The organism is Celeribacter halophilus (assembly GCF_900114135.1).
Lineage (GTDB): Bacteria > Pseudomonadota > Alphaproteobacteria > Rhodobacterales > Rhodobacteraceae > Celeribacter > Celeribacter halophilus.
Window position 1 is genome coordinate 1 of sequence record NZ_FORY01000007.1, and the last position, 18,554, is coordinate 18,554.

General features: G+C 57.0%; 15 protein-coding genes and 1 tRNA gene. 1 reads left to right on the forward strand and 15 read right to left on the reverse strand.

Annotated elements, in window-relative coordinates; translation table 11 throughout:
* The 5 genes from BM152_RS08560 to BM152_RS08580 form a co-directional block, all read right to left on the reverse strand.
* On the reverse strand, nucleotides 1-95 hold a 95-nt coding region (locus tag BM152_RS08560; RefSeq protein WP_002583150.1), incomplete at its 3' end, for a GTP-binding protein.
* 69 nt (nucleotides 96-164) lie between these two features.
* Nucleotides 165-2,282 carry an elongation factor G gene (fusA, locus tag BM152_RS08565; protein ID WP_066607435.1) on the reverse strand — a complete coding sequence of 706 codons (2,118 nt, stop codon included), beginning with the start codon at nucleotides 2,280-2,282 and terminating at the stop codon, nucleotides 165-167.
* Between the two features lie 30 nt (nucleotides 2,283-2,312).
* Complete coding sequence (gene rpsG, locus BM152_RS08570) at nucleotides 2,313-2,783, reverse strand: 30S ribosomal protein S7 (protein WP_066607432.1); 471 nt, start codon at nucleotides 2,781-2,783, stop codon at nucleotides 2,313-2,315.
* A gap of 12 nt (nucleotides 2,784-2,795) precedes the next feature.
* Nucleotides 2,796-3,167 (reverse strand): 30S ribosomal protein S12, encoded by a 372-nt coding sequence (rpsL, locus tag BM152_RS08575; protein ID WP_008204009.1) that lies wholly within the window; start codon nucleotides 3,165-3,167, stop codon nucleotides 2,796-2,798.
* Between the two features lie 394 nt (nucleotides 3,168-3,561).
* On the reverse strand, nucleotides 3,562-4,473 hold the full coding sequence (locus BM152_RS08580; protein WP_231730573.1) for a DMT family transporter: 912 nt from the start codon (nucleotides 4,471-4,473) through the stop codon (nucleotides 3,562-3,564).
* A 170-nt stretch (nucleotides 4,474-4,643) separates the two neighbouring features.
* Here BM152_RS08580 and BM152_RS08585 point away from each other — a divergent pair, with 170 nt between their 5' ends.
* Nucleotides 4,644-5,639, forward strand: a complete 996-nt coding sequence (locus BM152_RS08585; RefSeq protein WP_066607430.1) for a glycosyltransferase family 2 protein — start codon at nucleotides 4,644-4,646, stop codon at nucleotides 5,637-5,639.
* Between the two features lie 95 nt (nucleotides 5,640-5,734).
* On the opposite strand, the gene rpoC is transcribed toward BM152_RS08585, so the two are convergent.
* The 10 genes from rpoC to BM152_RS19710 form a co-directional block, all read right to left on the reverse strand.
* The gene (rpoC, locus tag BM152_RS08590; protein WP_066607416.1) at nucleotides 5,735-9,979 is read right to left on the reverse strand and encodes a DNA-directed RNA polymerase subunit beta'; all 4,245 of its coding nucleotides are present in this window, start codon (nucleotides 9,977-9,979) and stop codon (nucleotides 5,735-5,737) included.
* 55 nt (nucleotides 9,980-10,034) lie between these two features.
* Nucleotides 10,035-14,171: a DNA-directed RNA polymerase subunit beta gene (gene rpoB, locus BM152_RS08595; RefSeq protein WP_066607413.1), complete on the reverse strand. Its 4,137-nt coding sequence runs from the start codon at nucleotides 14,169-14,171 to the stop codon at nucleotides 10,035-10,037.
* A gap of 256 nt (nucleotides 14,172-14,427) precedes the next feature.
* On the reverse strand, nucleotides 14,428-14,802 hold the full coding sequence (gene rplL, locus BM152_RS08600; RefSeq protein ID WP_066607410.1) for a 50S ribosomal protein L7/L12: 375 nt from the start codon (nucleotides 14,800-14,802) through the stop codon (nucleotides 14,428-14,430).
* Nucleotides 14,803-14,871: 69 nt separating this feature from the next.
* Nucleotides 14,872-15,387, reverse strand: coding sequence for a 50S ribosomal protein L10 (gene rplJ / locus BM152_RS08605; RefSeq protein ID WP_066607407.1), 516 nt, complete (start codon nucleotides 15,385-15,387; stop codon nucleotides 14,872-14,874).
* Between the two features lie 460 nt (nucleotides 15,388-15,847).
* Nucleotides 15,848-16,546, reverse strand: coding sequence for a 50S ribosomal protein L1 (gene rplA, locus BM152_RS08610; RefSeq protein ID WP_066607405.1), 699 nt, complete (start codon nucleotides 16,544-16,546; stop codon nucleotides 15,848-15,850).
* Nucleotides 16,546-16,995 (reverse strand): 50S ribosomal protein L11, encoded by a 450-nt coding sequence (gene rplK / locus BM152_RS08615; RefSeq protein ID WP_066607401.1) that lies wholly within the window; start codon nucleotides 16,993-16,995, stop codon nucleotides 16,546-16,548. The genes rplA and rplK overlap by 1 nt, the downstream gene beginning before the upstream one ends.
* Before the next feature lie 123 nt (nucleotides 16,996-17,118).
* Entirely contained in the window at nucleotides 17,119-17,658 is a 540-nt protein-coding gene (gene nusG / locus BM152_RS08620) for a transcription termination/antitermination protein NusG (protein ID WP_066607391.1), read from the reverse strand.
* A gap of 244 nt (nucleotides 17,659-17,902) precedes the next feature.
* On the reverse strand, nucleotides 17,903-18,103 hold the full coding sequence (gene secE / locus BM152_RS08625) for a preprotein translocase subunit SecE (RefSeq protein ID WP_066607389.1): 201 nt from the start codon (nucleotides 18,101-18,103) through the stop codon (nucleotides 17,903-17,905).
* A 128-nt stretch (nucleotides 18,104-18,231) separates the two neighbouring features.
* Nucleotides 18,232-18,307, reverse strand: a tRNA-Trp gene (locus BM152_RS08630).
* A 166-nt stretch (nucleotides 18,308-18,473) separates the two neighbouring features.
* Nucleotides 18,474-18,554, reverse strand: an 81-nt coding sequence (locus tag BM152_RS19710) for an EF-Tu C-terminal domain-related protein (RefSeq protein ID WP_417246615.1), incomplete at its 5' end; no start/stop codon positions are given.

Here is an 18,554-nt window from a genome sequence, read left to right on the forward strand (position 1 = left end):
ATCGCAGCGGTCAACGTGGTCTTACCGTGGTCAACGTGACCAATGGTCCCGATGTTCACGTGCGGTTTCGAACGCTCAAACTTTTCCTTAGCCATGATGGCCTCCTGTTTCATTCTGTTTGGGGATCAGGTCGCCCTGACCCCCGTGTTGGGTTCTGGCCCCGCTTACGCGAATTTGGCCTGAATTTCTTCCGAGATGTTCGAAGGCACAGCTTCGTAGTGATCGAACTGCATCGTAAACTGCGCACGGCCCGAAGACATGGAACGCAGCGTGTTGATGTAGCCGAACATATTGGCCAGCGGCACGAACGCGTCGATGGCAATCGCGTTACCGCGAGTGTCCTGCCCCTGAACCTGCCCGCGACGGGAGGTCAGATCGCCAATGATACCGCCGGTGTATTCTTCCGGGGTGATCACTTCAACTTTCATGATCGGCTCGAGCAGTTTCGCGCCGGCTTTCTTCATCCCTTCACGCATACACATACGTGCTGCAATTTCGAAGGCGAGGACGGAGGAGTCCACGTCGTGGAACTTACCGTCGATGAGGGCCACTTTGAAGTCGATCACAGGGAAGCCTGCGAGCGGACCGGAGTCCATCACCGAGTTAATGCCTTTTTCGACACCCGGGATGTATTCTTTCGGAACCGCACCACCAACAATCTTGGATTCGAAGGAGTAACCTTCGCCCGGCTCTGTCGGAGTGATGATCATTTTCACCTCAGCGAACTGACCCGAACCACCCGACTGTTTCTTGTGGGTGTAGGTGTGCTCGACTTCGTGAGAAATTGTCTCACGATAAGCCACCTGCGGCGCACCAATGTTGGCTTCGACCTTGAATTCGCGCTTCAGACGATCGACGAGAATGTCGAGGTGAAGCTCGCCCATGCCCTTCATGATGGTCTGACCGGACTCGAGGTCGGTTTCGACGCGGAAGGACGGGTCTTCGGCAGCAAGACGTGCCAGACCTGCGGACATTTTTTCCTGGTCGCCTTTGGTCTTCGGCTCGACAGCAATCTCGATCACCGGATCGGGGAAAGTCATGGTTTCGAGGACAACCGGTTCCTTGACGTCACAGAGCGTGTCGCCGGTGGTGGTGTCTTTGAGACCTGCAAGCGCGATGATGTCGCCTGCAAACGCTTCTTCGATCTCCTCACGGTTGTTGGAGTGCATCATCATCATACGACCGACGCGCTCTTTCTTACCTTTGGTGGAGTTCAGGATGGTGTCGCCTTTTTTCAACACGCCGGAGTAGATCCGGGTGAAGGTCAAGGAGCCCACGAACGGGTCGTTCATAATTTTGAACGCCAGACCGGAGAAGGCCATGTCATCATCCGCACGACGCGGGATGTCACGGGTTTCCGTTTCGTCGCCCGGTTTGAAGCCCATGTAATCAACAACGTCGAGCGGGCTCGGCAGGTAGTCGATCACAGCGTTGAGCAGGGACTGAACGCCTTTGTTTTTGAACGCGGAACCACCAAGGACCGGAACAAAATGCAGAGCCAGCGTCCCTTTGCGCAGAAGCGCACGGAGCGTCGGCACATCGGGTTCGTTGCCTTCGAGGTATTCCATCATCGCGTCGTCGTCTTCTTCGACGGCGGCTTCGATCATCTTACCACGCCACTCTTCGGCCATATCCTTGAGAGAGTCGCGGATCGGAGCTTTGATCCAGGATGCGCCAAGGTCTTCACCCTGCCACAGCCACTCTTCCATGGTCACGAGGTCAATCAGGCCCTCAAGCTCGGTTTCCGCACCAATCGGGATGCCGACGGGAATGGCACGCGCACCGGTGCGGTCTTCAATCATGTTCACACAGTTGAAGAAGTCGGCACCGATTTTGTCCATCTTGTTGACGAACACAATACGCGGAACCTTGTAGCGGTCAGCCTGACGCCACACGGTTTCGGTTTGCGGCTCAACGCCGGCGTTGGCGTCAAGAACAGCCACGGCACCGTCGAGCACGGCAAGCGAACGTTCCACCTCGATGGTGAAGTCCACGTGACCGGGGGTGTCGATGATGTTCATCCGGTGCTTCGGTGTTTCGGCGGTTACGCCATCTTCGGTGCGTTCCCAGAAAGTGGTCGTCGCAGCCGAAGTGATGGTGATACCGCGCTCCTGCTCCTGCTCCATCCAGTCCATGGTGGCTGCACCATCGTGCACCTCACCAATGTTGTGGGACTTGCCGGTGTAGAAGAGGATGCGCTCGGAACAGGTGGTTTTACCTGCATCGATGTGCGCCATGATACCGAAGTTGCGGTATCGGTCGAGGGGAAATTCGCGTGCCATTGGTGTTCGGTCCTAAGGGCCTGAGTTGAGTTACCAGCGGTAATGGCTGAACGCTTTGTTGGCGTCGGCCATTTTGTGGGTGTCTTCGCGCTTTTTCACAGCAGCGCCACGACCGTTTACTGCGTCAAGCAGCTCACCGGCAAGACGTTCTTCCATCGTGTTCTCGTTGCGAGCGCGCGATGCGGAGATCAGCCAGCGGATTGCCAGAGCTTCGCGACGTTCGACGCGCACTTCAACAGGCACCTGGTAGGTTGCACCACCCACACGACGGGAACGCACCTCAACAGAGGGTTTTACGTTGTCGAGGGCTTCGTGGAACACTTCAACCGGAGCTTTTTTCAGCTTGTCTTCGACGCGGGTCAGCGCGTTGTAGACAATTTTCTCGGCGGCAGATTTTTTGCCATCGATCATCAGGTTGTTCATGAATTTGGTCAGCACGCGATCGCCATATTTGGCGTCGGGCAGGACTTCGCGCTTCTCAGCGGCGTGACGACGGGACATTCCGTGATCTCCTTATTTAGGACGCTTAGCGCCGTATTTCGAACGACGCTGTTTACGGTCTTTGACGCCCTGGGTATCCAGAACACCGCGCAGGATGTGGTAACGGACACCCGGAAGGTCTTTCACACGGCCGCCACGGATCAGAACCACGGAGTGTTCCTGAAGGTTGTGGCTTTCACCGGGGATGTAAGAGATGACCTCGAAACCATTGGTCAGACGCACTTTGGCGACTTTCCGCATAGCGGAGTTCGGTTTCTTCGGGGTCGTGGTGTAGACGCGCGTACAAACACCGCGCTTCTGAGGGCATTGCTCCAAGTGTTGGGACTTGGAAACCTTACGTTTGGGCTGACGCGGTTTGCGGATCAGCTGCTGAATCGTTGGCATAGGGTGCTTTCCCGTTTCCTAACTAGATGAACCTCGGTGGCGACCTGACGGCCCTGCCGGGGCGATTACGATGTCGATGTGCCACACGCGTCCGCATAACACGAAAACCCGCAATCGTTCCCATTCCGAGGTGAACGACGCGGTGAGTTCCCAGAGGACCAGAGCGCCTCAAATTGCTCGGGTCTTGATCACTACGATTTAGAAGTCGGCGAGATAGGGACGTCCCCTATGCCGGATGGGTGGCCGTATATGGAGAGTCGGGGGGCTTGTCAACACTCCGCGCCCGTTTGTGAGCCGGAAAGCCCTGGTCGGGAAACCGCAAGCCCGAAAGTCGGGCGAGCGCCGTGTAACGCCTTGACCTCGTATGGCTTTCACAATCCCCCTGTCAACGTGTTTATCGCGACGGATTTGATGTGCCGCGACGTCGCAGGGCGGCCTCGCGCAGGACCGTATAGATGCCCGTTCCTGCGATGATTCCGGCTCCTGTAAAGGCCAACGCGTTGGGCCATTCCCCGAAGGCAAACAAGCCGATCAGCAACGCCCAGATCAACGCCGTATAGCGGAATGGCGAGACAAAGGACATCTCGCCCACCCGCATCACAGCCACCGAGGTCACATAGGCCACGATCAGAAACGCCGCAGAGCCTGTGATCTGCGCCCATGCTTTGACAGAGACCTGCTCCCACCCCTGCCCGATCGACAAAAGCCCCGATGCCACCCACACCGCGAGGATTGCGCCAAGGGTCACGGTGGTGGTGGGCACGGAATGGTCGATCTTGCGCACGATAATATCTCGTAAGGTCACGCACAGCATGGCCAGAACTGCGAAGAGTGCATAGCCGCTGAAACCGTCTGTGCCGGGCTGCACGATCATGAGCACTCCGAAAAAGCCGATCACAATCGCCACCATACGCCGCCAGCCCAGCGGATCGCGGAACAAGAGCCAGCCCGCAATGGTGATTGAAAGCGGGAGCGTCTGCATGATCGCCGTGGCATTAGCCAAGGGCATGTTGCTGACCGCAGTCATAAAGCACAGCGCCGCACCGATCTCGGCACAGGACCGTATCCCGATCATCACCCAATCCTTGCGCGGAAGATCCAGCCGCACCGGCCCAATGAGCGGCACAAGCACAACAAACAGCATCACAATGTTCAGAGTGGCTCGAAGAAACAGCCCCTGAAACAGCGGCACCTCGGCCAAGGCCCCCTTCATGAAACTGTCGTTCGTGGTAAAAGCCGCCATGGACAGCGACATGATCACAGCCCCGCGGGTGTTGTCCGGCAATTTCGACAAAAGATTGAACATGCTGCGCCCCCTTCCCTTTCCCGCTATCATCGCTTTTCTTCTTCGGAAAGAGGCTTCGTCTTTGTCTTGCCCTGAAAAACCTTGCGTGCATAAATCCTTTCGAAATTCATGTGAGATAGAAACGGATTGTCGAAGGCTCACGCGTCATTAGTGCAGGACAGGTGCAACATATGAATGAACGACTCGTCGTTACAACCATGCGCAACGAAGGGCCGTTCATTCTCGAATGGGTCGCATGGTATCTCATGCTGGGCTTCGATCACCTTGTCGTCTTTTACAACGACTGCACCGACCACTCGCCCGAACTTCTGATGGCGCTTGACGAGGCCGGCATCCTGACCGCCGTGCCCTACACGCCGGAGCCGGACCGCCCTGTGAAGCGCACAACGCTGAAACTCATGGCCAAGCATCCCCGCATTCGGGCGGCGGAATGGGTGTTCAATATCGACGTGGACGAGTTTCTGGTGATCCATCGTGGCGACGGTCTCCTGCCCGACCTGTTTGCCGCATTCGACATGGACCAGACCCACGGTATAGCCGTGCACTGGCGCTGTTTCGGTGATGGGGGGCATCACAACTGGGAAGACGCGCTGACCCATCGTCGCTTTACCCGCGCTTCGGAGCGGCGGCACAGGGGGAACGCCTTTTTCAAAACGCTGGTGCGCTGGCCAAGCCATTTCTGGCGTCTGGGGGTTCACTCGCCCAAAGGCTGGCGCGGACCTGATGATTGGGGCACGGCGCCCAATCTGCTCAAACGGTGTGATGGCGCGACGATGCGCCGCTATCATCCGAAGGAAAACCCCGTGATGATGACGCAGCCGCGCTGGATCACCCATGACTATGCCCAACTCAACCATTACGCCTCACGGACACAGGAGAGCTTTGCGCTCAAGATGGGCACCAAGTCTACCGTAGCGGGTAAAGACCGATACACAGAGGCGTTTTTCAACGGCAAGAACCGCAACGAAGAGCTGGATGACAGCGCGTTGAAATATGCCGAACGGTTTGACGCGACCTATGCCGAGATCACCGCCCTGCCCGATGTCTTGCGCCTGCATCATCAATGCTGCGCGGATTATGTCGAGCGGCTGGCGGAGAAACACGGGTTTGAAGCCAAAGGCGACCCGCGCTGGCAGCATCACATGGCAAAGGCACAAGAGGCCTGAGACACGCCAGAACACCACAATGATCCTGCGGCATTCCCCGCAAAGCAAAAGGCCCCGCGTTTCCGCAGGGCCTTTCATATTCATATCGGTCTGACTTAGTCGTCGGAACCTTCGGGTGTGTCAACAACCAGCGTGTCGTCGCCAAAGCCCGTATCCGCTTCCACCACCGGAGCAGCGAGTTGGGCAGCTGCTTCGGCCTCGGCACGGGCCTCTTCGATCACCACGTTGTCGCGTTCCTGAGCGATACGGCGGACACGTTGTGTCGCACCACCGGTACCGGCCGGAATGAGGCGACCCACGATGATGTTCTCTTTGAGACCCACCAGTTTGTCGCGCTTACCTTGGACAGACGCCTCCGTGAGCACACGGGTGGTCTCCTGGAACGATGCCGCAGAGATGAACGACCGCGTTTGCAACGAGGCTTTGGTGATCCCCAAGAGGATCGGCTGGCCTTTAGCCGGACGTCCGCCTTTGGCTTCCGCCTTGGCATTGGCTTCTTCGAACTCGACCTTATCGACCGCTTCGCCTTTGAGCAGAGTGGTGTCCCCGGAGTCGAGGATTTCCCACTTCTGCAACATCTGGCGCACGATGACTTCGATGTGCTTATCGTTGATCTTCACGCCTTGAAGACGATAGACCTCCTGCACCTCGTCGATCATGTAATCGGCCAGAGCTTCGACACCCATGATGGCGAGGATGTCGTGCGGTGCCGGATTACCGTCCATGATATACTCACCCTTCTGGATGAAGTCGCCTTCAGCCACAGGGATGTGCTTGCCTTTCGGCACCATGTATTCGACGGTTTCCTTGGTCTCATCCGACGGTTCGATCGAAATGCGACGCTTGTTCTTGTAGTCCTTGCCGAAGCGCACATAGCCATCGACTTCCGCGATGATGGCGTGGTCTTTCGGACGACGGGCTTCGAACAATTCGGCTACACGCGGCAGACCACCGGTGATGTCCTTGGTCTTCGCACCTTCACGCGGGATACGGGCCACAACGTCACCGGCCTCGATGTCCTGACCATCCTCGATAGAGAGAATGGCATCCACGGACATGAGATAGGCCACAGGGTTGCCTGCATCATTGCGCATCGGCTCGCCGTCTTCGTCCAGAATGAAGACTTCAGGCTTCAGATCGCCACCGCGCGGCACAGAGCGCCAGTCGGTCACGATTTTCTGGGTCATGCCGGTTGCATCATCGGTCTCGTCACGCACGGACAGGCCCGAGATGAGGTCGACAAATTTGGCTTTACCGGCTTTTTCCGCGATGATCGGAAGCGTGTACGGATCCCATTCAAAGAGCTTGTCGCCGCGGGCAATGGTTGCGCCCTCTTCAACAAACACCTTGGTCCCGTAACCCAGCTTGAACGAAGCGCGTTCCACGCCGTTATCGTCCACAATCGCCATCTGCATGTTCCGCCCCATGACGATCTTCTCGCCATGACGGTTTTCCAGAAGGTTGGCTTCGCGGAAGACGATCTTGCCTTCCTGGTTGGCTTCCTGGAAGGACTGCTGACCACCTTGGGCCACGCCGCCGATGTGGAAGGTCCGCATCGTCAGCTGAGTGCCGGGCTCACCAATGGACTGGGCCGCGATGATACCGACCGCTTCACCTTGGTTGACCATGGTGCCGCGGGCGAGGTCACGACCGTAGCACATGGCACAGACGCCTTCCTCGGCCTCACAGGTCAGCGGGCTACGGATACGCATGGAGGCAACACCAGCCGCCTCGATCGCATCGGCTTTACGCTCGTCGATCAGCTCGTTCTTGCTGACCAGCACCTCGTCGGTACCCGGACGCAACACATCGTCCGCAGAAACACGGCCAAGGATACGCTCGGCCAGCGTCGCCACAACCTCACCGTCGTTCACAGCCGCTTCGGCGGTGATCGCAAGTTCGGTGCCACAATCGACTTCGCGCACGATGCAGTCCTGTGCCACGTCAACAAGACGACGGGTCAGGTAACCGGAGTTCGCGGTTTTCAGAGCCGTATCCGACAGACCCTTACGGGCACCGTGGGTCGAGTTAAAGTACTCAAGCACGGTCAGACCTTCTTTAAAGTTCGAGATAATCGGCGTTTCGATAATCTCGCCCGAAGGTTTCGCCATCAGGCCGCGCATACCGCCCAGCTGTTTCATCTGGGTCACAGAACCACGCGCACCGGAGTGAGCCATCATGTAAACCGAGTTCGGCTCCATTTCGGCGCCATTCTCATCGTACTTCTTGGCGGAGATGGTGTTCATCATCGCCTCGGTGACCTTGTCGTTACACTTGGCCCATGCATCGACAACTTTGTTGTACTTCTCGCCCTGAGTGATCAGGCCGTCCATGTACTGTTGTTCAAAATCTTTCACCTGATCACGGGTGGAATCAACGAGACTCCATTTGTTGTCCGGAATCACCATGTCGTCCTTGCCGAAGGAAATCCCGGCTTTGAACGCTTCTTTAAAGCCCAGAGACATGATCTGGTCACAGAAGATCACCGACTCTTTCTGGCCGCAGTAACGGTAGACAGTGTCAATGACACGCTGCACGTCTTTCTTCCGCAGAAGCTGGTTCACCAAGGAGAACGGTGCTTTTGCGTTCAGCGGCAACAGAGCGCCAAGGCGCAAGCGACCGGGGGTTGTCTCGTGACGTTCCCATACCTCTTGGCCGTGCTCGTCGATCTGTTTGATCCGCGCAGTGATTTTGGCGTGAAGATGTACTTCGCCAGCGTTCAGCGCGTATTCGACCTCTTCGATGTCGGAGAAGACCATGCCTTCACCCTTCATCCCATCACGTTGCATGGTGATGTAGTAGAGGCCCAAGATCATATCCTGCGACGGCACGATGATCGGTGCACCGTTGGCAGGCGACAGCACGTTGTTCGTGGACATCATCAGGACGCGGGCTTCGAGCTGTGCCTCAAGAGAGAGCGGCACGTGAACAGCCATTTGGTCCCCGTCAAAGTCGGCGTTGAACGCAGAACAGACGAGCGGGTGAAGCTGGATCGCTTTCCCTTCGATCAGTGTGGGTTCAAACGCCTGAATACCAAGACGGTGAAGCGTCGGCGCACGGTTGAGCATGACCGGATGCTCGCGGATCACCTCGTCGAGGATGTCCCAGACTTCCGGACGCTCTTTTTCCACCAGTTTCTTGGCCTGTTTCACGGTCGAAGACAGCCCCTTGGCTTCAAGCCGCGAATAGATGAACGGCTTGAACAGTTCGAGCGCCATCTTCTTCGGCAGACCACATTGGTGCAGCTTCAGTTCCGGACCGGTCACAATCACCGAACGGCCGGAGAAGTCGACGCGTTTCCCCAAAAGGTTCTGACGGAAACGACCCTGTTTACCTTTGAGCATGTCGGAGAGCGACTTCAGCGGGCGTTTGTTCGCACCGGTGATGACGCGGCCACGACGGCCGTTGTCGAACAGGGCGTCGACGGATTCTTGCAGCATCCGTTTTTCGTTGCGCACGATGATGTCGGGCGCACGCAGTTCGATCAGACGCTTGAGACGGTTGTTCCGGTTGATCACACGACGGTAAAGGTCGTTCAGGTCGGAGGTTGCGAAACGGCCACCATCGAGCGGCACCAGCGGGCGCAGCTCTGGCGGGATCACAGGGATCACCGTCATGATCATCCATTCCGGACGGTTGCCGGATTCGAGGAAGGACTCGACGATTTTCAGACGTTTGATAATCTTTTTCGGCTTCAGCTCGCCCGTCGCTTCCTTGAGGTCTTCGCGCAGCTGTTCTGCGGTGGACTCAAGGTCGATGTTGGAGAGCATTTTGCGGATCGCTTCGGCACCGATGTCGGCCTCGAATGCGTCCATGCCATACATGTCCTGAGCGTCCATATACTCTTCTTCGGTCATCATCTGACCGTAGGTGAGATCCGTCAGGCCCGGTTCGATCACAACGTAGTTTTCGAAATAGAGCACGCGTTCCAGATCACGCAGCGTCATGTCGAGCATGAGGCCGATCCGGCTCGGCAGGGATTTCAGGAACCAGATGTGAGCCACAGGCGCGGCCAATTCAATGTGGCCCATGCGCTCGCGGCGCACTTTCTGAAGCGTAACTTCAACACCACATTTCTCGCAGACAACGCCGCGATACTTCATGCGTTTGTATTTGCCGCAAAGACATTCATAGTCCTTGATCGGGCCAAAGATACGCGCACAGAAAAGACCATCACGCTCCGGCTTGAATGTCCGGTAGTTGATGGTTTCCGGTTTCTTGATTTCCCCGTAGGACCACGACAGGATGCGTTCCGGCGACGCGAGAGAGACTTTGATCTCATCAAAGGTCGACGGCTGCGCCAGCGGGTTGAACGGGTTGGTTGTGAGTTCCTGGTTCATCTTATGAGTTCCTCAGATTGTCTCGGAAAGGGAGGGAGAAGAAGGGCCGAAGCCCTTACTCCTCGCCCTCCGAGTCCAGGAGTTCCATATTGAGGCCGAGGCCACGGACTTCTTTGACAAGAACGTTGAAGGATTCCGGCACGCCGGCTTCAAAGTTGTCTTCGCCCTTAACGATCGACTCGTAGACTTTCGCCCGTCCAGCCACGTCATCCGACTTGACCGTGAGCATTTCCTGCAAGGTGTAGGCGGCACCATAGGCTTCCAGAGCCCAGACCTCCATCTCCCCGAAGCGCTGACCACCGAACTGCGCCTTACCACCGAGCGGCTGCTGGGTGACGAGCGAGTACGGACCCGTGGAACGGGCGTGGATTTTGTCGTCCACAAGGTGGTGCAGTTTCAGCAGGTATTTCATGCCGACGGTGACCTTACGGGCAAACTGTTCACCCGTGCGGCCATCGTACAGGACGGATTGACCGGAGGTGTCAAAGCCCGCGCGGCGCAGTGCGTCATTGATGTCGGCCTCTTTCGCACCGTCAAAGACGGGGGTCGCGACCGGCACACCTTTGGTGACATTGCCCGCTGCTTCCAGAAGATCGGCCTCATCCATCGGAGCAAAGCCTTCGTCATAGACCTCTTCGCCATAGACGAACTTCAGAGCGTCGCGCACAGGTGTCATGTCACCCGAACGACGATACTCTTGCAGAGCCTCGTCAACTTGCAGACCCAGACCACGGGACGCCCAACCGGTGTGCGTCTCGAGAATCTGACCAACGTTCATCCGCGAAGGCACACCCAGCGGGTTGAGACAGAAGTCGACAGGTGTCCCGTCTTCGAGGAACGGCATGTCTTCCATCGGAACAACGCGCGAAATCACACCTTTGTTCCCGTGACGACCGGCCATCTTGTCGCCCGGCTGAAGCTTGCGCTTCACGGCGATGAAGACTTTGACCATTTTCATCACACCCGGCGGCAGGTCGTCGCCACGACGGACTTTCTCTACCTTGTCTTCGAAACGGTGCTCAAGCGCACGTTTCTGTGCCTCATACTGGGCGTTCAGAGCCTCGACGATGGTTGCAGAATCCTCGTCTTCGAGGGCGATCTGCCACCACTGGCCTTTGGACAGTTGCGACAGCAACTCTTCGTCCACAGTCACGCCGGTCCGGACACCTTTCGGGCCTTTGGCAATGACTTTACCCATGATCAGGTCTTTCAGACGCGCGTAGATGTTGCGGTCCAGAATGGCCATCTCGTCATCGCGGTCACGCGCCAGGCGTTCGATTTCCTCACGTTCGATTTGCAGCGAACGCTCGTCTTTCTCGACGCCGTGACGGTTGAACACACGGACTTCCACGACCGTGCCGTAGTCACCCGGTTTGACGCGCAGCGACGTGTCACGCACATCGGAAGCTTTCTCACCGAAGATGGCGCGCAGGAGTTTTTCCTCCGGCGTCATCGGGCTTTCGCCCTTCGGTGTGATTTTACCGACGAGAATGTCACCCGGCTCGACGTGAGCACCGATGTAGACAATACCGGCTTCGTCAAGATTGCGCAGAGCTTCCTCGCCGACGTTCGGAATGTCGCGGGTGATTTCTTCCGGCCCGAGCTTCGTGTCACGGGCGGCGACTTCGAATTCCTCGATGTGAACCGAGGTGAAGACGTCGTCACGCGCAATGCGCTCGGAGATCAGGATGGAGTCTTCGTAGTTGTAGCCGTTCCACGGCATAAACGCGACGATGACGTTTTTACCCAGAGCCAGTTCGCCCATATCGGTCGACGGACCGTCAGCGATCACCTCGCCTTTGGCCACTTTCTGACCCACCTTCACCAGCGGACGCTGGTTGATACAGGTGTTCTGGTTCGAACGCTGGAACTTGCGCAGACGGTAGATGTCCACACCGGCATCACCCAGTTCAAGGTCGGAGGTTGCACGCACCACAACGCGGGTTGCATCCACCTGGTCAATGATCCCGGCGCGTTTGGCCTGAATAGCCGCCCCGGAGTCGATTGCGACCTTGCCTTCCATACCGGTGCCGACCAGCGGCGCCTCGGCACGCAGAAGCGGCACGGCCTGACGTTGCATGTTCGCCCCCATAAGCGCGCGGTTCGCATCGTCGTTTTCAAGGTAGGGGATCAACGCCGCACCGACGGAGACCAGCTGTTTCGGCGAAACGTCGATAAGGTCCACATTCGTCGGCGGGTTCAGCGCGTGTTCGCCCGACTGACGAGTAGACACGAGATCGTTGACGAACTTGTTGTCCTCGTCGAGCGTCGAGTTGGCCTGAGCCACCGTGTGACGCATCTCTTCGGTCGCGGACATGTATTGTACTTCGTCCGTAACCTGACCGTCGACAACTTTCCGATACGGAGTCTCGATGAAACCGTATTTGTTGACGCGGGCAAAGGTCGCCAGAGAGTTGATCAGACCGATGTTCGGCCCCTCCGGCGTTTCAATCGGACACATACGACCGTAGTGCGTGATGTGAACGTCACGAACCTCAAAGCCTGCGCGTTCGCGAGTCAAACCGCCCGGCCCAAGCGCGGAGAGACGACGCTTGTGCGTGACTTCCGAAAGCGGGTTGGTTTGGTCCATAAACTGCGACAGCTGCGAGGAACCAAAGAATTCGCGCACAGCGGCGGCGGCCGGTTTCGCATTGATGAGATCCTGCGGCATGACCGTGTCGATCTCGACGGAGGACATGCGTTCCTTGATCGCACGTTCCATACGCAGAAGACCAACGCGATACTGGTTCTCCATCAATTCGCCCACGGAGCGGACACGGCGGTTGCCGAGGTGGTCAATGTCGTCCACGTCGCCTTTACCGTCACGCAATTCGACCAGCGCTTTAATGCAGGAAACGATGTCTTCGCGACGCAATGTGCGGTGCGTATCCGGTGCATCCAGATCGAGACGCATGTTCATTTTCACGCGACCAACGGCGGAGAGGTCGTAACGCTCGCTGTCGAAGAACAGGCTTTCGAACATGTTGGAGGCCGCTTCAACGGTCGGCGGCTCACCCGGACGCATGACACGGTAGATGTCCATGAGCGCGGTTTCGCGGTTCATGTTCTTGTCTGCCGCCATCGTGTTGCGGATGTAGGGGCCAACGTTCACGCCATCGATGTCGAGAACAGGAATGTCGGTGATACCCGCATCCATAAGCTCTTTGAGGGAGCCACCGATCACGTCACCGTCTTTGTCCATTTCGAGGGTCAGCTCATCGCCAGCCTCGACATAGATTGCGCCGGTTTCTTCGTTGATGATGTCTTTCGCGACGAACTTGCCGATGATGTGCTCGAAGGGCACCAGCAGCTCGGTGATTTCACCGGCATCGATGATTTTCTTCACTGCACGCGGGGTCATCTTGTCGCCCGCTTTACAGATCACTTCACCTGTTGCGGCGTCCACGAGATCATAGGTCGGACGTGTGCCACGCACGCGCTCGGGGAAGAACTTGGTCACCCAACCTTTGTTCTTTTCGAGCTTGAATTCGACGGTGTTGTAATATGCGTCACAGATCGCTTCCTGATCGAGACCCAGCGCATAGAGCAGGGTCGTGACCGGCAATTTGCGGCGACGGTCGATACGGGCATAAACGATGTCCTTGGCGTCGAATTCGAAATCGAGCCAGGAGCCGCGATAGGGAATGATGCGGCAGGCGAACAGCAGTTTACCCGAAGAGTGGGTCTTGCCTTTGTCGTGGTCAAAGAACACGCCCGGCGAACGGTGCATCTGAGACACGATCACGCGCTCGGTGCCGTTCACCACAAAGGTGCCGTTCGGTGTCATCAAAGGCATGTCGCCCATGAACACGTCTTGCTCTTTGATGTCTTTAACAGACTTCGCACCGGTGTCCTCGTCCACATCAAACACGATGAGGCGCAGGGTCACTTTGAGCGGCGCGGAATAGGTCATGTCACGTTGCTGACATTCCTCGACGTCATATTTCGGCGTCTCGAGTTCGTATTTGACGAACTCCAGCACAGCGGTTTCGTTGAAATCCTTGATCGGGAAGACCGACTGGAACACGCCTTTGATGCCTTCGCCGTCAAGCGGCTCGGGTGCGTCACCAGAGTTCAAGAAGAGATCGTAAGAAGATTTTTGAACCTCAATGAGGTTCGGCATTTCAAGCACTTCGCGGATTTTGCCGTAATACTTGCGGAGCCGTTTCTGGCCGAGGAAGGACGATGCCATAAGCGTCTAAACCTTTCGAATTTTCGCGAGCGACGTCTACCGTTGGGCGCCGGCAGATGTGCCCTGACGAAACAGAGAAATTCGGTCTATTCCCGCTCCCGTCCCAAAGGGAGCTCCCGACCATTGAACCTCTCCTGAGAAAACACCCTTGTGATGCAGCGCGGCTGCAAAGGCCCTTTCTAAGACAGGTTAAGCTGGACCCGAGAAACCTCGGGTCCAGCCATTATTTTGTGTGGTCCGAATGGACCGAAGGCAATTAGGCCACTTCGACAGTCGCGCCAGCTGCTTCCAGCTTGGTTTTGACTTCTTCGGCTTCGTCTTTGGAAACGCCTTCTTTGATTTTGCCGCCAGCTTCAACAAGCTCTTTGGCTTCTTTGAGGCCCAGACCGGTGAGGCCGCGGACTTCTTTGATGACGTTGATTTTGGAACCGCCGGCGTCTTTCAGGACGACGTCAAATTCGGTTTTTTCTTCAGCAGCTGCGCCACCGGCGTCTGCTGCGCCAGCAACCATCACTGCGCCGCCAGCTGCGGGCTCGATGCCATACTCGTCTTTGAGGATGGTTTTCAGTTCTTGTGCTTCGAGAAGGGTGAGACCAACAATCTCTTCTGCAAGTTTCTTCAGATCAGCCATTGTACTGTTTCCGTTCGTTTAAGATGTGTTCCAACGTGTGTGTTTACAACCACGCCGGCCTCTAATTGCTTATGCAGCAGCCTTGTCTTCGATCGTAGACAGGATGCTCGCGATGTTCGAAGCAGGAGCGCCAATCGCGCCAGCGATGTTCGAAGCAGGTGCGCCAATGCAGCCAACGATGGAAGCAATAAGCTCCTCGCGGGACGGCATTTTCGCAACGGCCTTCACACCGTCAACGTCGAGAGCGTTTTCACCCATTGCACCGCCGAGGATCACGAATTTTTCGTTATCTTTGGCATAGGCATCGGCAACCTTGGCCGCAGCCACAGGATCTTCCGAATAGGTGAGAACGGTCATGCCCGTCAGGAATTCAGCAACGCTTTCGCAAGGCTTTCCATCAAGGGCGATTTTGGCGAGCTTGTTCTTGGCAACGCGGACGGACCCACCAGCTTCACGCATACGCGCGCGCAGGTCCTGCATTTCAGCAACCGTGAGACCTTCGTAGTGGGCAACCACAACGACGCCAGAGCTGTCAAAGATTTGGCCGAGCTCTTCGACCATTTTTTCTTTTTGTGCTCTATCCACAGTTTTACTCCAAGTATGGGAAGGTCACCCCTCCCGGCTCAATTCTACCGGTCTAAACCGGCACGAAGTCCGTTACGGGGCTGCGCCAAAGTCGCCCGAGGTCTAGCCTGCGGAGAAACTTCTCGTCTTTCCCGTCTCAGGCAGGAATTATGACCGGAAAATTCCGACCACCCACCGTCTAGGACGAAACGCAACACAGCGCACGACGAATCGCACGCTGGACTGCATGAGGGTGTTTAGTGGGGATTAAGAGGGAGCGCAAGGGGTGTCAGGCGCTTCGCACCACTCGCCTTCGTCATTATGGCATCCTGCGGCGCAGAGCACAAACAACAAACACAAATGAAAAAGGCGCCCCTTTCGGAGCGCCCCCTCAATTCTTACCCTAAGCGAAAAGGCGATCATGCATTTCTGCGAAATGCACTTTCTCGCCCGACGCGCATCGCATTCGCGATACGCTGACTTAGTTGCCAGTCGCAGAATCCACGGAGATGGAAACGCCCGGGCCCATTGTGGAGGACACGGAGACCTTCTGCATGTAAGCGCCTTTGGCACCGGTCGGCTTGGCTTTTTGAACCGCATCCACGAAAGCGCGGATGTTTTCGACCAGTTTGGCCGCATCAAAAGAGGCTTTACCAACGCCTGCGTGCACAACACCGGCTTTTTCGGCTTTGAACTGCACTTCGCCGCCTTTAGCAGCTTCAACAGCGGCTTTGACGTCCATCGTGACAGTGCCAACCTTCGGGTTCGGCATCAGGTTGCGCGGGCCGAGGATCTTACCCAGACGACCAACGATCGGCATCATGTCCGGAGTCGCGATGCAGCGATCAAACTCGATGGTGCCGTTCTGAACGGTTTCCATCAGGTCTTCTGCGCCCACGATATCCGCACCAGCAGCTGTTGCTTCGTCGGCTTTCGGGCCACGAGCGAACACGGCCACGCGGACGGATTTACCTGTGCCGTTCGGCAGGGACACAACGCCGCGAACCATTTGGTCAGCGTGGCGGGGGTCAACACCGAGGTTCAGCGCGATTTCTACGGTTTCATCGAATTTAGCGTTTGCGCTGGCTTTGATCAGCTCAACAGCTTCCTCGACGGTGACGTTCTCTTTTCCTGCGAAAGCTTCGCGAGCCGCGCGGGTACGTTTGCCAAGTTTCGCCATCACTTCACCTCAATGCCCATAGATTTCGCGGAGCCGACGATGATCTTCATTGCGCCCTCGACGTCGTTGGCGTTCAGATCTTTCATCTTGGCTTCGGCAATCTCGCGCACCTGCGCGACCGTCACGGAAGCCACGGTCTCACGACCCGGCAGAGCAGCGCCCTTCGGACGGTTACGCTTGCCAACCGGCTTCAGACCGGCAGCCTTCTTGAGGTAAAAAGAAGCCGGCGGCGTCTTGATTTCCATCGAGAAGGATTTATCGGAGTAATAGGTGATCACGGTCGGGCACGGCGCACCGGGCTCCATATCCTGTGTCTTGGCGTTGAACGCCTTACAGAATTCCATGATGTTGATACCACGCTGACCGAGCGCCGGGCCCACGGGCGGGGACGGGTTTGCTTGACCGGCGGGCACTTGCAGCTTCATCGTACCTGCGAGTTTCTTAGCCATTGGCTTTCCTTTCCAACTGTCACGAAACGCGTTCCGCGACGACTACGTTGTGTGGTCTGGTTCATGACGCGCGCGCCCCTCACCTCCCACAAGTGATGCCCGACCCGAAGGTCAGGCGCTCTCTCAGGCCGACTTGTTGACCTGAGTGAATTCCAATTCGACCGGGGTTGCCCGACCAAAGATCGAGACGGACACCTTGAGGCGCTGGTTGGCCTCGTCCACTTCCTCGACCATACCATCGAACCCCTCGAAGGCGCCCTCGGCCACGGAGACCTGTTCGCCCACCTCGAAGGTGATGGTGTTGCGCGGCGCGTCAGCCTCGGCGCCTTCCTTGACACGGCCAAGGATCGCTTCGACTTCGCTGTCACGCATCGGCATCGGCTTGCCGAAAGAACCGAGGAAGCCGGTCACGCGGTTGATCGAGTTGATGAGGTGGTAACCCTGATCGGTCATTTCCATACGCACAAGCACATAGCCCGGCATGAAACGACGCTCGGTCGTCACCTTTTTGCCCCGGCGCACTTCGATGACCTCTTCGGTCGGCACCAGCACTTCTTCAATCTGATCCTGCAGGCCCTTTTCTTCCACAGCCGTCTTGATCGCTTCGGCGATTTTTTTCTCGAAGTTCGAGAGAACGCTCACCGAATACCAACGCTTCGCCATGGTGCCTTTGCCTTTTCATCTCTTCCGGCCATTGCGACCGGATGTCGTTAAATTCCAAGCGCTTTCGCGCACTCCCCGAAACAATAAAGCGGCGCGCAACTCGAATCGCTGCACGCCCGTTCGTGAGAGTGCGCCCGCTCTATACGTTCACAGACCTAAGTTCAACCCTTTAGCCGCCCCTCGAACGCTCAAAGCCTCCGCACATGACGAAGGCTTTCAACAGAAACAGGACTGAAAGGTGCGCTTACCCAAAGAGGTTGAGGAAGCTCTGCAGCCCGTTGCGGATCAGAAGGTCCACGATAAAAAAGAAGGTCGCCGTAAGGGCCGCCATGATAAAGACCATCAAGGTGGTCAACATAACTTCGCGGCGCGTCGGCCAGACGATTTTCGACACCTCAGCACGCACTTGCTGAATGAACTGAAGCGGATTGGTTTTCGTGGCCATAGCTATGATCCTGACTTTCGTTTCGGCGCATGTACGCCAGCGCGGGCGTGATTTCAACCCTTGACCCTCAAAGGAACATGCAGCGCGCCATTTTTGCGGCCTGACGTCCCTGGATGGTGCGGAAGAATTGGCAGGGGCAGCAGGGTTCGAACCCGCGACCTACGGTTTTGGAGACCGTCGCTCTACCAGCTGAGCTATACCCCTAAGGCCGAGGGTGGAGATAGACAAGCCTCGCCAGCTTTGCAAGCACGTTTTCGACCCGACAGGCAGAAAACCGAAACAACGCCGGATCTATGCGGCAATCTGTACGGCAAAAGGAAAAGGGCCCCACTTTCGTGAGGCCCTTCTGTCTCTTAATCAGCGTGGCTGATTATTCGATGATTTTGGACACAACGCCCGAACCAACGGTGCGGCCGCCTTCGCGGATAGCGAAGCGGAGGCCTTCTTCCAT

What these genes read in the sequence shown, in the direction of transcription:
- fusA (WP_066607435.1), bottom strand. Translation starts at nt 2,282, where the DNA reads ATGGCACGCGAATTTCCCCTCGACCGATACCGCAACTTCGGTATCATG.
- rpsG (WP_066607432.1), bottom strand. Translation starts at nt 2,783, where the DNA reads ATGTCCCGTCGTCACGCCGCTGAGAAGCGCGAAGTCCTGCCCGACGCC.
- rpsL (WP_008204009.1), bottom strand. Translation starts at nt 3,167, where the DNA reads ATGCCAACGATTCAGCAGCTGATCCGCAAACCGCGTCAGCCCAAACGT.
- BM152_RS08580 (WP_231730573.1), bottom strand. Translation starts at nt 4,473, where the DNA reads ATGTTCAATCTTTTGTCGAAATTGCCGGACAACACCCGCGGGGCTGTG.
- BM152_RS08585 (WP_066607430.1), top strand. Translation starts at nt 4,644, where the DNA reads ATGAATGAACGACTCGTCGTTACAACCATGCGCAACGAAGGGCCGTTC.
- rpoC (WP_066607416.1), bottom strand. Translation starts at nt 9,979, where the DNA reads ATGAACCAGGAACTCACAACCAACCCGTTCAACCCGCTGGCGCAGCCG.
- rpoB (WP_066607413.1), bottom strand. Translation starts at nt 14,171, where the DNA reads ATGGCATCGTCCTTCCTCGGCCAGAAACGGCTCCGCAAGTATTACGGC.
- rplL (WP_066607410.1), bottom strand. Translation starts at nt 14,802, where the DNA reads ATGGCTGATCTGAAGAAACTTGCAGAAGAGATTGTTGGTCTCACCCTT.
- rplA (WP_066607405.1), bottom strand. Translation starts at nt 16,546, where the DNA reads ATGGCGAAACTTGGCAAACGTACCCGCGCGGCTCGCGAAGCTTTCGCA.
- rplK (WP_066607401.1), bottom strand. Translation starts at nt 16,995, where the DNA reads ATGGCTAAGAAACTCGCAGGTACGATGAAGCTGCAAGTGCCCGCCGGT.
- nusG (WP_066607391.1), bottom strand. Translation starts at nt 17,658, where the DNA reads ATGGCGAAGCGTTGGTATTCGGTGAGCGTTCTCTCGAACTTCGAGAAA.
- secE (WP_066607389.1), bottom strand. Translation starts at nt 18,103, where the DNA reads ATGGCCACGAAAACCAATCCGCTTCAGTTCATTCAGCAAGTGCGTGCT.